Raw genomic sequence first — 15,632 nt, forward strand, 5'->3', positions numbered from 1 at the left:
CTACATGAAATCAATGCTTCTTGGAGCGGCCTTCCTCTGTTTTGGTGGGCTCATAGCTCAGGACAGTCTGCAACTAGCCGATTTGTCGAGCTTTAAAAGCCAGGCCGGGAACTGGCAGATCGTTGGAGGGGTAGAAATACATCCCTTTAAGGACATTCACGACAAAGCCCCGGAAAAGAAAAAACGCCGCTGGTGGCAAAAGAAGAATAAGAATAAAATGCCTGAAATCAAGGCCCTAAGTACGGAGCCCGGTACTGGTATTTTGATCAACCTGCCCAGCGAAGGAAAACAAGATGCTTTGATCACCAACTGGGAGCACGGTGACCTGATGTTGGAGCTGGAGGTAATGATGCCCAAGGGATCCAATTCAGGGATCTATTTACAAGGGCGCTACGAAGTTCAGCTTTACGATAGCTGGGGAGTGCAGTACCCTAAATTCAGTGATATTGGTGGTATTTATCGCAATTGGGAGAACGCACCGGAAACCGCCTTTGCCGGTATCGCTCCCTCGGCCAATCCGGCACGTCCACCCGGAGTATGGCAACAGATGAAAATTCATTTCCGCGCGCCGCGCTTCAATGATCAGGGACAAAAAACAGAGAATGCTCGCTTTGTCTATGTAGAACTCAACGGAGTTCCTATGCACGAAAATGTGGAAGTACCTCACGCTACAGGCGGGCCGATTTCGCAGCTAGAAGTTGCCAGTGGCCCTTTGATGATTCAAGGAGATCACGGGGAGGTCGCTTTTCGAAATATCAAATACACGCGCTTTCAACCGGCTACGGCTTCTGTCTCTGATTTGACTTTCAAGGCCTATCACGGAACATTCAACAGCATAGAAGAGTTGGACAAAGCCGAAGTCGTTTATGAAGGAAAGTCTCCTTTTATCGATGTTCGGGTAGCCGAAAAAGAAAACAACTACGGGCTGATCTACGAAGGAATACTGCATATTGATCAAGCGGATGAGTATTCCATCCTCGCCGGATATGGAGGAGGAGCCCGTTTGACCTTGAACGGGAAAGTGCTGGACGAAAACAACACCGCTTGGAGCTGGGGAGGTTTGCGTTCGACGACTTATTTAGAACCGGGACGCTATCCTTTTAAATTAGAAACGATTAAGGCTGCCGGCTGGTGGCCTCCAGTGCTTGGTTTCAGCATTTCGACCAAGTCTACAGAACCGGTAGACTTCCATACGGAGGAGTCTTTTTCGCGTCTAGCTTATATCGTACCGAGGATTTTGGTAGAGCCAGAGGCCGATCCAAAAATGCTTCGTGGCTTTGTTCGCTTTGAAGGAGAAAAATTAAAATCCCACACCATGGGTGTCGGTACACCAGAGGGAGTACACTACGTCTACGACCTGGAATCCGGCCATGTATTGGGCATGTGGAGAGGTTACTTTGTCGACGCGACTCCCATGTGGAGAGATCGCGGCAATGGATCCTTTAACCCCCAGGGCGATGTGAACTGGACTTTTGATGGGAAGGGCTTTTTGAATGCAGACGGGGAGCAGCAATTCCGATCAACAGGGTATTCGGTTGATGCCGAAACGCGCTTGCCGATCTTCCATGGGAAGAGCAAACACCTGAAGTATGCCGAAAAAATCACCCCTAACGCCAACGGTACCGGCCTGCAGGTTCAGATGTTAACCGAGTCCATCGCTGAAGGGACGCAATTGTCTCAGACCAGCTTACCGGTTTATGTGGTGGCTCAAGGAAAAATTGAATCCATCGAAGCGGGTCTATTTAAAGTTAATGAGCGTTATTATATCAAAACAGCCAATGCCGATGCTTTGCGCATGGTGGAGGGTGAGGGGAATACCCAAATGCTCACTTTTGATATGACCGGAACATTGACTTACGAAATCCTTTGGTAATCCTCTAAATGAATCACATGAATAAGATAAAATTTTACAGCCTTTGCCTGTTTTTCTTTTGTGGACTCTTTGGAGGGTCTTTCATTCAGGCACAACAAAAAACCAAGACTCCTCAGGAGTCCGATTATTACCGAATAACCACCCTGCCTGTTCCAGAAGGAATTAAGCTTGAAGGGGGAGGAGTAGCCGCCTTACCCAACGGAAAATTGGCCATTGCGACCCGCCGAGGCGATGTCTGGATGGTCGAAAATCCGACCATGGAAGGGGGGCGAAACCCCCGATACAAGAAATTTGCCATGGGACTTCATGAGCCTTTGGGATTGGAATACAAAGACGGATCTCTCTATACAGCCCAACGCGGTGAACTGACCCGGCTGACCGATACCAACGGAGATGGCTATGCAGATGAGTATTACACCATCTACGCTTGGCCACTCAGTGCGCATTACCATGAATACTCTTTTGGTCCTGTCATCGCCGAAGACGGTAGCTTTTTTGTTACTGCGAATGTGGCCTTTGGAGATGAAGAGTGGTGGAGAGGAGAAAGCCGCGTACTCTGGAGAGGATGGACCCTTCGAATTACCGAAGATGGAGAGATGACTCCCTGGGCCACAGGAATGCGTTCTCCTGCCGGTTACGGACAGTTTGAAGGCGAACTCTTCTATACCGATAACCAAGGGGACTGGAAAGGCTCTGGCGGGGTTTGGCATGTTCCAAAAGGATCTTTTACCGGGCACCCAGCAGGTCTTAAATGGAGTCACCTGCCTGAGTCACCAGTTAGTCTGACAGCAGATCAGTTCTATGCCAAGATCGATAAGCGACAAGAGAGAGCTTCCAATGGTCGCTACATCAAGCCAGAGAACATTCAGAATGAAGAGAATCCTGATTTCGAATACGAGGTCAAGGAGCTCTTCCCAGAAATGCAACCACCGGCGGTGGTCTTGCCCCACGGAATCTTGGGGATTTCGAATTCAGAAATCGTCGAAGATAAGAGTACCGGTCGTTTTGGACCTTTTGCCGGACAATTGTTTGTAGGGGATCAAGGCCAGAGTAAAATCATGCGTGTCGTTCTTGAAAAAGTGGATGGGCAGTACCAAGGAGTGGCCTTTGATTTCCGTTCCGGATTTCAATCGGGCGTCATGCGTATGGACTTTGATACCCAGGGCAACCTCTATGTAGGAGAGACCAACCGAGGCTGGGGCTCCGCCGGAACGACGAACGATGGTTTGGAGTACCTCACCTGGACCGGACGTATGCCTTTCGAAATGAAAACGGTCAAAGCCATGCCTGATGGTTTTGAAATTGAATTTACTATGCCGGTCGATAGGAGTTCAGCCGAGTACCTGGATTCGTATTTTTCCAAAAGCTATGTCTACAAGTTTCACCCGGTATATGGGAGCCCGCAAACCAATATGGAAGAATTGCAGCCCAAAGGTGTGCAGCTCAGTGAAGACGGATTGCGTCTGCGATTGGTCTACGACAACTTACGTCCTTATTACGTGCACGAAGTGGTTCTCACAGGAATTAAGGCGGCGGAAACAGGTCAAGGCTTGTTACACCCGGCTTTCTACTATACCCTAAACAAAATTCCTCAAGGCCAAAAGTTGTCAGCAGATAAGTTGGTTGCCAAACGCAAGCCCAAGAAAAAGGTCGTGAAGCGCGTGGTTAAAAAGAAGAAGCCAAGCAGCTCGAAAGTGGTCTCGGTTCCGACTTATAAGGAGGTTGAGCCCCTGTTGAGAAACAACACCTGCGTCGCTTGTCACCAAGTCAATAAACGCGTTGTTGGGCCATCTTACCGGGCTATTGCTGGCCGTAACTACAGCAATGAGCGTATTGTGGAGTTGATTTATAACCCAGAGCCCAAGAACTGGCCAGAATACGCCACACCCATGGCACCCATGCCCAACGTTCCTCGGGATGAGGCCTTGAAGATCGCGGCCTGGATCAATAGTCTGGATGATAAGCCATAGAAAGTAGCGGAAATTCTTTCTTGAAATTTCAATAGCCCTTCTCCAAAAGAAATCCTTTTCGAGAAGGGCTATTGCTCTTTTATTTCGGTAAGAAAGTCTTATTTTTGCCATCCAATTGCGGGATGTGGCGCAGTCTGGTAGCGTACGCGCATGGGGTGCGTGTGGTCGCAGGTTCAAATCCTGTCATCCCGACCGAGAAAAACCATTGTGGAGACACAATGGTTTTTGTTTTTTAAAGCGGAAAGCTCGCTTTCCAGCTTTATAAAAAACAAAAACAAAGGCCGCTAGGCCTGATGGTTTTTCTCGAGCAACGGCCCCTTTAAGATTGCGCCCCAAACGCAGTGCGGGGGCGAAATCCAGCTTTATAAAAAACAAAAACAAAGGCCGCTAGGCCTGATGGTTTTTCTCGAGCAACGCCCCCCGGATTCAGAAAAATATTTCAACCCCTTGTTAACCTTTTGTCTCCTTTCACAACCAAGGGCAAGGGATAACACACCAGAACATTTTAAACATTTAAAAACCGAAAAATGAAAAAGTATCTATTACTGCTTTTAGGTATTGCAGCACTACAAATAAACGCCCAAACCGTTGAGGGTAAGCTTACTTTAAACGGAAAATCAAAAACCACTCTGGAATTAGAAAGCAATTCTGCGGTTGAGCTTTTTAAAGCTTTTAAAGAAAAAAAGTATCAATTGCGCTTTGTCTACGAGGCCGATAATGTTGAGGGTCTATACGCTAAGAATAAAGAGAAGATGGTCATCTTTTTTAATGTGGTAACCACGGTAAAAAGAGATGGAAAACTGGTAAAAAATGTCATCCGAAAACAGCCTATCCCATACTTCCCTGGGGATATGTTCCTACCTGCAGAAGCTTTTGATTTTGTCTCTGTACTCTCTATGGTCAGCCAGAATGAGAAGGATACTAACTCTTTTCTCCCTGCTTTTAACGAGCAATTAGATGGTATGGAAGGGGAAAAGGAGATGCAAATCCTGAAAGAGGGGATGCCCGGCTATATGCAACCAGGATCTTATACCATTGAATTAAGTATGCAGCCTGTCGGTTACAAAGGCAGAATCAATCCGGTGGTATTCAATTTCATTCTCAGAAAAAGGCCGGGAAGGGCTAAGTATTAATTGCTAAAATCATGAAAATGAAAAATAGAGTTAGCCTTATTCTTGCATTTGTTTTTGGTCTAGCGACCCTTCAAGCGCAACAATTTGTAAAAATGGGTGGCCAGGCCACCGATATTGCGATCAACCCCAAAGACGGGAAAGTCTTTGTTGTATCGAATAAGAACATATTCACCAATTACAATACAATTAGCAAACGTTGGTCAACCTTTAGTACGAGAACTAATAAGGCGAATTCTGTTTCTGTGACCAGAGATGGGGCGGTCTATATGGTTTCGACAGCTGGAGAGGTTTTTATCGAGGTAAATAGAAGATGGATTAAGGTTCCAGGAATAAAAACAGCGGAATTAATAGCCTCGAAAGATGGTCGAATTTATGCCATTGATTTCAGTAAAAAACTCAGACAGCTATACAGAGGTCAATGGAATCAATTAATTGGCCAAAATAGAATTAGCAACGGACTGAACCAGGTGATTGGTATTGGGCCAAAAGAGCTCTATGCTCGAGCCAGTAATAATGCGTTTACCAGGTTTTCTGGAGGTAAATGGAGCACACAACAAGGATATCCTTTAAAAATAGCATTGGACCATGCGAACGGTAATATGTACGCTGTCGGTCAAAACCGAGGAATCTACAAATGGAATAAGCAAACGAAAAGATGGGACATGCTGCCCGGCAATCGTAGTGATTTTAAGGATGTTGCGGTACATAACGATGCCATATGGGCCATTGCTACGGATAAATCCATCTACCGCTATAAACCAAGAACAGTCCACAGCAATTACTTTGAAAAGGTCAGTGGCACGGCCACGGATGTCACCATTAGTGCAGGAAACGGGAAAGTCTATACGGTTAGTGGGAAAAATATTTACACCGACTATGATACCCGTGCCAAACGTTGGAAAGCTTTTGGACCAAAATCAAATGATACCAAACGTATTGCGATAGGACCAAATAACACCATGTACCGGATAAGCACAGCTAACCAAGTAGGCCAGTTGGTAGGTTCTCGCTGGAACTGGATGAGTAGTTTCTCTTTCGATATCGCTACCGATAGTAGAAGTAACCCTTGGGTCGCCATGAAGTCCGGCGGAGATATACAATCCTATAGAAGTGTCAGATGGATGCGTCCGCTGTCGAAAGTAATTATCAATGTATCCAGAATAGCCCCCTTGAACGATTACGAGGCTTGGGTCATCATGAAGGATAATACCATTCAGAGGTACAAAAACGGACGTTGGCAACGCATGCCGGGTAAGGCCATAGACATTGCCATTGATATCAGAAGCGAGGAAGTCTATATCGTAAATATGGTCAATGCTGTTGCCAAATGGAACAATAGCAACAACCGTTGGGATGTGCTGAGTGGTTCGCGAGCTGACGCAAAAAATGTCGCAGCTAATTTTAGGAAGGTGTGGATTACAACCACCAAAAACGAGATCTATTATTACAAAAATTAAGGCCGATCTCCTTAGCAAAAACTTTGAAGCTGTTCAGGCTGTCGCTGAGGATAATACTAGTTCACGCACTCAGCAACACTTTTAATTAGCGGGACTCATAGTCCAGAAGAATACCCTCCGAAATCCATTTTGCCAGGGCCTGGCGGTTATCGGGCTCCAGGATTCTCTGTTGGTCCTTCTTGTTGCGAATATTCCCGATTTCGATAAAAGCAGTAGCTGGATGGGTGTTCTTCACCATATAGAGCGAAGTTCGATTTTCGAAGGTTCCGGAATACGTTCTGTTGGGCTGGTACTTTTTGTACTTCTGCTTGAAGGTTTTGTGAATACTCTCCGCCAATCGTTTCCCGTTCTTGCTCTTTTTGTGGTGGTAAAAGAAGACATCAATGTTTTGGCCTTTGCTTCTGGAATCGATGTGGGTTACAATGAGCCTCTGAAATTTGCCCTTGTATTTTTGGTGCAGTTTGTTCACGACATCTACACGCTGTTTTAGCCGTTCACGCTGATTGAGCGGGATGGTCTTGTTCGGGTAGGCGACCTCGTCACGATCGATTTTCAGTACGCGTTGATCCCGAATCCCGTCGTCCTTGTCTCGGATGATAACATACACTAAAGCCCCATGGGTGATTAGTTCTCGAGCTAAACGCAGGGTGATATCATAAGCGTATTCATCTTCCGCAATGGATTGACCTGCATAAGTGGTCATTGCCCCAGGATCTGGTCCTCCATGACCAGCGACTAAATAGTAGACGGTCCCTTTTAAGCGTTCACTTTTTCGGTAAACAGGATTGTATTTTTTTCCGAAAATGGGGAAGTTCTCTCCTTTGGCTCCAGTTTCTTCATTTCGAGAATGCTCTTCCGATACTGCCGTAGTTTCCGTACCTAAAGGAATCTTGTAGTTTCGTCCAGCAAAGAGTTGGGTGCTATCCTTGAGATTTTCAATATTCAGCCCGACAAATTCCTCGTAGGCCTCGTAAGGGTTAACCCCATGCCGTCTGAGAAGTGATAGTATACCATCTCCATTTTGTGCCGTCACGGTTTTTAGTGAATCCTGAGCAGAGGTGCTGAGAAGGCCTAAGAATACCAATGTTCCAAGAAACAGTATGCTTTTTTTGCTTTGGGGATATCTCATGTAAACCCTTGATTTTTTGATTGATCGTCCGGAAACCCGAGGAACCATTAAATGAAGTTCGGATTTTCCTGAGCTTAAAATTAGAGAAATTTCTCGGTGCAAATAAGCCATTAGTCTTTCCACCACTCCTTTTGAACCAGGGTGGAGTCCTTGATCTGGGTGATTTGTCCAATCTCAGGGACCACATACTCCAGCTGTAATTCTTCTGCTTTGGCTTTGAATCGCTCCACCGGATCTGTCCAGGTGTGCTGCGCCAGTTTAAAGGCTCCCCAATGAATGGGCATGACTCGTTTGGCCTTGACATCGATACCCGCCTGCGCTGTTTCTTCAGGAAACATATGAACGACAGGCCAGAGGGTATTGTACTGCCCGCATTCCATCAAGGCAAAGTCAAAGGGACCGTACTTTTCGCCTATGGACTTAAAGTGATCGGCGTACCCACTATCTCCGCTAAAAAAGATGTTCTCGGATTCTGATTGAATGACCCAGGAAGTCCACAGGGTTTGATCGCGATCAGAAAAGCCTCTTCCAGAAAAGTGTTGTGAAGGGGTGCTCGCGAAAAGAAGGCCCTCGAAATTCACTTCTTCCGACCAATTCAGTTCAGTAATATCTTCTTTTGAAACCCCCCAGCGTTGCAAATGATTGCCTAGGCCCAGCGGGGTGAAAAAGTGTTTCACTTTGTCCTTAATCAGTAAAATAGAAAGGTGATCCAGGTGATCGTAATGGTCGTGCGAAAGCAATACAGCATCGATCTGAGGAAGTTTTTTGATTTCGATGGGCAACTTTCCAAAGCGTTTTCCGTCCAACCAAGGATGGGGGGCCGGGACTTGGCCGAACATGGGGTCAATCAGGATATTCTTTCCTTGCAATTGCAAGAGAAAGGTCGAATGACCGAACCAAACCAAGCGGGCCTCTCCACTGTACTGGGCAATATCGGTTGAGTCGATGGATTGAACGGGCAGGGGAGAAGCAGGACGGGTATTGGGTATACTCCTCAGCATGCCTTTCATGGCTTTCCACATATCCCCTCGAGCCATATCGGCTGTGACTCCGTCGATGTTTAAGAAGTTGTCACCGTTGTGGTTGTCGGTTTTGGCGTACTCTTTTTTCTGCTCGGCAGAGGGCTTTCTTCCAAATTGCGGGCTGAGGTTCATAAAGAGGACGATGCCCAAAAACAGGACACCGACGAGTATACCAATGTAGAGGAGCATTTTACGGAGGATTTTAAATACCTTCTTATTCATTGGATGGGCGAGGTGAAACAACAGCCAAAGATAGACATGCCTTCCCAAATCATAGAGATTAAGGCAACACCTGATTTTACGGACTGCAATTGCTTAGTGGTTCAATGAACTGTCTTCACTTTCGAGCTGTAGCAGATCAATCTGAACTCGCTGGTCCTTTGACTGGCCCAAGCGCCAGCATTGATTCTCGGAATCACAAGGCCATTCATAGTTTTGTCCATTGCCTTGGTAATAGCGAATACTTTGACGAGGGAATCCTTGAGATACCAAATACCATTCCACTGCGGCCGCTCTTTTTTCCGAGAGATTCTTGTTACTTTCCCAGTTGTCTCGCTCTCGGGTGTAGACCTGAATTCCTATTTCCATTTCTGTATAGCGATCGCGAACCAGACGAACAAGTTTGTCTAATTCTTTGCGTGCATTGCCCGGCAGATTGAAAGAACCTGTATTGAAATAAACAGGGCTAAAACCTGACAGTTCTTTGAGGTCGAATAGGGGATTCAACTCCACGATCTTTGATAAATCAGTTTGCCCCGTGCTTAGATCCCAGGTACTGAAGGATTCCAAATGGGTATCAAAAGAAGGATGACTGATTTCCAGGGCATAGAGCCGGTCTTCTTTCACTTCTGTGGTTAATGCTCCTGATGCTGAAGTCACCAAGATCTTTACCGTTTCATTTATACTGAGGTCAATCAACTTAATCTGTACGTCTTTAATCGCCTTCTTGGAAATTCGATCTAGGAACTCCCCTTTAAAAATCAGGGCCGGGTTGTAGGCAAAGGAATAGAGATCGTCGCTTCCCTTTCCTCCGGCGCGATTCGAACTGAAGAACCCTTCATATTGTCCTTTGACTTGGAAATAACCAAAGTCATCTCCTTTTCCATTTATCGGTTGTCCCAGATTGACTACGTTCTCCGGGATACCTAAATGATTGTTCAGTGTTTTAAAAATATCGAGTTGTCCATAGCCTGGATGCCCATCCGAGGCAAAGTAGAGCTGTCCTTCTTCGTCCACAAAAGGATACATTTCATTGCCTTCCGTGTTGACAACTGGACCGGCATTGATGGGGTAGGAAAGTCCACCTCTGGATCGTATTTCACAGTAAAAGATGTCGGATCCCCCATATCCTCCTGGGCGGTTAGAACTAAAATAAAGGCGTTTGCCATCGGGGCTTAAAAAGGGTGGGCATTCGAGTAGTCCGGACTGTTAATAGCCAAGTCACGGCTCATGTCCCAGGTGCCATTCTTTTTTTGTTCTCCTTTGTAGATTTTCAGGTTGTTGATCCGTTTTTTTCCTACAACGTATTGCCCACTTTTGAGGTTATTACGGGTAAAGAAGACCGAATTTTTCCCTTTGTAATCCTTAAAAAAGGTCGGGGAACTTTCGTGGTATTTGGATCGAATTCCACCCTCCAGAGCCTTGGGGGTTTGATCTAAGGAAGAAAGCGGGATGTAATACAGATCCAAATAGGGTTCATCGTACCAACTGTAATTGCTGTTGTTTTCTGGCGTTTTTCGAGAGGATGTAAAATAAAGGGTGTCATTGTAGATGCGGGCCCCGAAGTCGCTGTATTTGGAATTGAAAGAAACCGGCTCCACTTTGTATTCTTGCCTTTCGAGTAAGGCCACAGGGTGCCAAGTACTGTCTTGACTCAGCCGAGGAATCAAGGGATTCTTCAATTTGATCATCTTGCTGTAGGCCAGCCATTTTTCAGACTCTTCGATTTTTCCTTCCGCTTTTAATAGAAGGGCATACTCCCAGATATACCGTAAAGGAAGGTCGTCGTTCCCTAGAACCTCTTGCAGATGAGGTAGGGCTTTGTCAAATTCTCGGGTTTCAAAATAACAGAAAGCCAACTGCTTGTGTGCATAGGCCGTATTCCAATTGTGCTTGAGTAAATCCTCGTATTCATCCGCGGCCAAGGCATAGGCACGCTTTTGAAAAAGCCGGTCTGCTTTCGCTTCCACTCGCTTTTGCCCGAATACAAGGAGAGGAAAGATCAGCAGTAAGCTGACTGCCAATCGTTTGGTGTTGTTGTTTTTCATGATGTCGTACCCCATTATTCCCAATTTTTAAATGTAATTGGGATGGCGCTCTACATAAAGCAGTATCGACAGGCCGCTGATTTTTTCGATCAAAAAACGACCAGGCTTCTAGCTGTTTGTCAAAAGGGTAAAACGTGAAGGAATAGTCCTTTTTGATTTACTAAAGAATCCTTGATTTTTTTAGGACATTTCCTTCAAGTTCTCACCATGCTATCCTTTATTTAAAGAGGTTATATACCAGAGGTTTTATTCCGAGTAAACACAGGTAAAATAGCGGCTTGATCCGTATGGTGGGTGTTGTGTTCCTTGGCCTTATACACCCAATCGATCAGAGTTACATTAAAGGGACCACAAGTGATTACCTCATCAAAGCTGCCCGGATCCATTCCTCCGATACCTTCCAAGGCAAAATCATAACTCTCTGTTATGATTCTGAGCACCTCTGCTTTACGGTGTAGTTCGGATTCCTTAACCGGATTTTTTTGAGCATAAGGATTGGTTTGCCCTGTGCTATTTGCCACCAAGCCATACATTCCCTGGGCGGTATGGAGCATGTGTTCTGCTAAGGTCATGGCGCTATCCGTAGCCCGGTAATTAAATTGATCTTCAGGCATGGCCTCGATATGAGCCAGAGACAAGGTTTTGCCTCTCTCAAAATCAATTTTTAGTCGGCTGATTTCGCTGTCCTGTGCAAAAACAAAAGTGCTGCAACAAAAAATAGCGAGGTAAAGACGTGTTCTCGTGTGATAACTTATTGATTAGGAGTCTTAAAGTAAGTAATACCTAGAAGTTGAGAGTTGAACCTATTAAAGCCTTAATAGGGAACTTGGAGGATATTAATGCTCTTAGGTTGTGGCAACAATTGAATCGGCATATAGAACTTAGTATGAATCAAGAAAAATTTAAATCCTCCTATACAATAGAACTTTTGTTATGAATACGAACTTATACCCTCTTTAATTTCACCTATACAAAACCCATACATTGCAAGGTAAAAATAGAAATCACCACCTGAACAAGCCGCTATGACTAGCTTTGAGAAGGATGCTGTTTTTTGTGTTCAACTTTTTTCTCATATGCATGTAGTAGAAATGTCAAGTTCTTTTTTTTGGCGATTGGCGCCCTTTTAAAATAAATTAGTGGACAAGGTTGAAAATTGCATAAATGACAGTTTTTAGACCGTTTTTTTTTCAAATTCACAGCAGCAAGGTTTTGCTGTTCCAGATTAACCAAGATCATCATTTATGATAACACCACTGAACAAAAAAGTTCAATTGGATGCTTTAGAAATTCAAGGAGAAACCTTTTATAAAATAGAAAACTACGATGCCATGAATCCCTTCTTCATGAGTATTGTTAGTGATACCAATCACTGGTTATTCATTTCAAGTAACGGTGGTCTTACAGCGGGAAGAAAAAATAGTGATTATTCTCTTTTTCCGTACTACACTGAGGACAAGCTCAGGGATAATTCAGAAGTCTCAGGAAGTAAAACCATTGTAAGAATAAAAAGTCAGGGCAAGCACCTGGTTTGGGAGCCTTTTTCCAATTCCTATAGGGGCGTTTATGGCTATACGCGTAATCTCTATAAGAGTGAAATAGGGAATAAGTTGATTTTCCAGGAAGTGAATCACGATCTGGATTTAACCTTTGAATGCGAGTGGAATTCAAGCGCACAATTTGGTTTTGTTCGCAAGGCTCGTATTATCAATTCTGGTTCTGAGTCAAGAACGATTGACTTATTGGATGGTATTCAGAATATTTTACCCTATGGAGTAGGGCCTGAATTGCAGAATACATACAGCAATCTAGTAGATGCCTACAAGAAGAGCGAATTGATGAAAGATTCAGGTTTGGGGATCTACGCTTTAAGCGCCATTATAGTGGATAGAGCGGAGCCAAGTGAGGCATTAAAAGCGAATACGGTTTGGTCTTCAGGTCTGGACGGATGTCGTTACCTCATTTCGAGCTTACAGTTGGATCAATTTAGAGAAGGGTTTGAAATTAAAACTGAAGAGGATGTCCGTGCAGAAAGAGGAGCCTATTTTCAGGTTGCTCAAGTGGAGTTAAGTGCTGGTGGAACAGAGAATTGGATGCAAGTAGCCAATGTTAACGCAGGACCATCTCAAGTGGCAAACCTGCATCACCAGTTACTTAAGGGGCAACCAAGCCAATCTGAGGTTTTTGAGAATATTGAGAAAGGAAGTAAGTCACTCTCAGAATTGGTCGCCAGTGCAGATGGGATTCAGTGTTCTGCGGATTCTAGAAGAGTAAGTCGCCATTTTGCCAATTCCATGTTCAACATTATGAGAGGTGGGGTGTTCGATAACTCTTACGCGGTTGAAAAGTCAGATTTTCTGCCTTATCTCCAAAAAGCGAGCCGTTTCCTTTACCAAGAATTCAAGAACGACCTTAATAAATTGCCTGAAGAAACAACCATTTCTGATGTTAGGGCTTGGGCACAGAGTACAGGTAATGATGATCTTATTCGATTGGCCGGAGAGTACCTTCCTTTAAAGTTCAGTAGAAGACACGGTGACCCGAGTCGACCTTGGAACCGGTTTTCGATAAATACTCAAAGCGAAAAAGACGGGTCCAAGATTTTGGATTATCAGGGTAATTGGCGAGATATATTCCAGAATTGGGAGGCCTTAGCTTTCTCCTTTCCAGAATTTATCGACGGAATGATTTACAAGTTCTTTAATGCCACAACTTTTGATGGTTACAATCCTTACCGTGTAACCAAGGATGGGTTTGATTGGGAGATTATCGAACCTAATGATCCCTGGTCTTATATTGGTTATTGGGGTGATCACCAGATTATTTACCTCCTTAAGTTTTTGGAATTCAGTGAAGATTTTTTCCCTGGAACACTCCAGAACAGTTTGAATAACTCCTGTTTCGTCTACGCACATGTCCCTTATAAGATCAAGGAGTACAAGGAAATTGTTCGCAACCCAAAGGACACCATTTTATTTGATGAAGAGGCCGATACAAAAATTAGAAAGCGAAGAGATGAAATAGGTGCTGATGGAGCACTTTTACAATCGCAAAGCGGAAGTTTGCATCGAGTTAATTTAACCGAAAAGCTTCTGGCAACTTTCTTGGCAAAGTGTTCCAACTTAGTACCTGAAGGAGGTATTTGGATGAATACCCAAAGACCGGAGTGGAATGACGCAAACAATGCCTTAGTGGGTAATGGTTTGTCCATGGTAACGTTGTATTACTTGCGAAGATTTGCTCAGTTTATGAGTAAAATGCTTGCAGGTTTGGAAGGGCAGTTTGTCGATATTTCAGTGGAGTTATTGCAATTCTATCAAGGTGTGGAAAACACTTTAAGCGCTGCAGGTATTGTTTCTGGAAGCCGAGTAAGTAATGAGCAACGCAGAACCATAATGGATGGTTTAGGTGAAGCAGCTTCTGAATTCAGAGCAGGAATTTATGCGAATGGATTTAGCGGAGCTAAAGCGTCTTTAGGATTAGGGCAAATCCAGAATTTTTGTGCTCTTGTCGTCGATATTCTCGATCAATCTATAGAGGCCAATAAGCGCCAGGATGGATTGTACCACGCTTACAATTTGATCACTTTAAGCGAGAATTCGGCCGAAGTCTCCTACCTCAGCGAAATGCTTGAGGGGCAGGTAGCTGTATTGAGTTCGGGATATCTTCAACCAGAAGAATCCTTGGCCGTTCTCGACGCTTTAAAAGGCAGTTCTCTGTTCAGGGAAGATCAGTATTCCTACATACTCTATCCGAATAAAAATCTTGCTCGTTTTCTGGATAAGAATACTTTACCGAGCGGGGCGGTTGAGGCCAATCCTCTTTTGTCAAAATTGATAGCAGATGGCAATACCGAATTGGTAAATCGGGATGCTCAAGGAGAGGATCACTTTAATGGGGATTTCAATAATGCGGACAGTGTTGATCTTGCAATGAGCCAATTGCCAGAGAAGTACTCAGAACTTGTTAAAAAACAACGTGAAGCTGTTCTCGTTCTGTTTGAAGAAGTCTTTAATCACAAAGCCTTTACCGGGCGTTCAGGAACCTTTTTTGGTTATGAAGGCTTAGGGTCCATCTATTGGCATATGGTATCCAAACTTTTGTTGGCGGCGCAGGAATGTTGTTATGCGGCCTATAAAAAAGAGGGGAATAGTGAGGTCACCAGTCGTCTAATCGATCATTACTATGAAATTCTTGCCGGAATTGGTGCTGACAAATCTCCCGAACTCTATGGAGCCTTCCCGACCGATCCCTACTCTCATACCCCCTCACATCGAGGGGCTCAACAACCAGGAATGACAGGACAGGTGAAAGAAGATGTGATTGCCAGGTTTGGTGAGCTTGGAGTTGATGTTAAGGAAGGACGTGTTTCTTTTGATCCTTATTTGCTCAACCGAAAGGAGCTTTTGCAGGAAGCCAGAGAGTTTTCCTATTACACCAAGGACCATGGTAAAGCATCCATAAATATTCCCGCAAATGCAATGGCCTTTACCCTGTGTCAAGTGCCGGTTGTATACCATTTCGGAAAGTCAAGTGAAATACGAATTGAAAAAGAAAGCGGAGAGTCCGTCAAATTGGAGGGCAATCGACTGAATTCCGACTTGAGTAAAGAGCTCTTTGGCCGAGGAGGAATCAAAAAAATCGAAGTTAATTTTTCGTAATACATAGAATTTCAGAATGAAATGGACAGTTCGATTCTTATTAATAAATAGTTTACTCATGTTTGGTTGGGCTTGCAAAAAGAAAGAAGTAATTGAAACTATTCCCTGGATAAATCTGCG

At 44.5% G+C, this 15,632-nt stretch carries 10 protein-coding genes and 1 tRNA gene; 6 read left to right on the top strand and 5 right to left on the bottom strand.

The features are described from left to right. Positions 1-4: 4 nt before the first annotated feature. The 5 genes from BST99_RS02320 to BST99_RS02345 all read left to right on the top strand — a co-directional run bounded on the left by BST99_RS02320 (position 5) and on the right by BST99_RS02345 (position 6,433). Positions 5-1,873, top strand: coding sequence for a family 16 glycoside hydrolase (locus BST99_RS02320; RefSeq protein WP_146106181.1), 1,869 nt, complete (start codon positions 5-7; stop codon positions 1,871-1,873). Between the two features lie 17 nt (positions 1,874-1,890). Beyond that, complete coding sequence (locus BST99_RS02325) at positions 1,891-3,843, top strand: c-type cytochrome (protein WP_105000367.1); 1,953 nt, start codon at positions 1,891-1,893, stop codon at positions 3,841-3,843. A 118-nt stretch (positions 3,844-3,961) separates the two neighbouring features. Further along, positions 3,962-4,035, top strand: a tRNA-Pro gene (locus tag BST99_RS02330). A gap of 335 nt (positions 4,036-4,370) precedes the next feature. Next, a complete protein-coding gene (locus BST99_RS02340) occupies positions 4,371-4,976 on the top strand; it encodes a hypothetical protein (RefSeq protein ID WP_105000369.1) in 606 nt (201 codons plus the stop codon). Positions 4,977-4,993: 17 nt separating this feature from the next. Then, positions 4,994-6,433: an SMP-30/gluconolactonase/LRE family protein gene (locus BST99_RS02345; RefSeq protein ID WP_146106182.1), complete on the top strand. Its 1,440-nt coding sequence runs from the start codon at positions 4,994-4,996 to the stop codon at positions 6,431-6,433. Between the two features lie 85 nt (positions 6,434-6,518). On the opposite strand, the gene BST99_RS02350 is transcribed toward BST99_RS02345, so the two are convergent. From BST99_RS02350 to BST99_RS02375, 5 genes are all read right to left on the bottom strand, one after another. Then, positions 6,519-7,562: an N-acetylmuramoyl-L-alanine amidase family protein gene (locus BST99_RS02350; RefSeq protein WP_105002403.1), complete on the bottom strand. Its 1,044-nt coding sequence runs from the start codon at positions 7,560-7,562 to the stop codon at positions 6,519-6,521. Between the two features lie 110 nt (positions 7,563-7,672). Then, a complete protein-coding gene (locus BST99_RS02355) occupies positions 7,673-8,773 on the bottom strand; it encodes an MBL fold metallo-hydrolase (RefSeq protein ID WP_105002404.1) in 1,101 nt (366 codons plus the stop codon). 126 nt (positions 8,774-8,899) lie between these two features. After that, positions 8,900-9,832 carry an OmpA family protein gene (locus tag BST99_RS02360; protein ID WP_105000371.1) on the bottom strand — a complete coding sequence of 311 codons (933 nt, stop codon included), beginning with the start codon at positions 9,830-9,832 and terminating at the stop codon, positions 8,900-8,902. 146 nt (positions 9,833-9,978) lie between these two features. Then, on the bottom strand, positions 9,979-10,866 hold the full coding sequence (locus tag BST99_RS02370) for a tetratricopeptide repeat protein (protein WP_105000372.1): 888 nt from the start codon (positions 10,864-10,866) through the stop codon (positions 9,979-9,981). Between the two features lie 215 nt (positions 10,867-11,081). Next, entirely contained in the window at positions 11,082-11,606 is a 525-nt protein-coding gene (locus BST99_RS02375; RefSeq protein ID WP_317046184.1) for a DinB family protein, read from the bottom strand. Positions 11,607-12,095: 489 nt separating this feature from the next. Between BST99_RS02375 and BST99_RS02385 the strand changes: the two genes are divergently transcribed. Beyond that, the gene (locus BST99_RS02385; RefSeq protein WP_105000375.1) at positions 12,096-15,512 is read left to right on the top strand and encodes a hypothetical protein; all 3,417 of its coding nucleotides are present in this window, start codon (positions 12,096-12,098) and stop codon (positions 15,510-15,512) included. Positions 15,513-15,632: the final 120 nt, after the last annotated feature.

It is taken from the genome of Aureicoccus marinus (assembly GCF_002954325.1).
Lineage (GTDB): Bacteria > Bacteroidota > Bacteroidia > Flavobacteriales > Flavobacteriaceae > Aureicoccus > Aureicoccus marinus.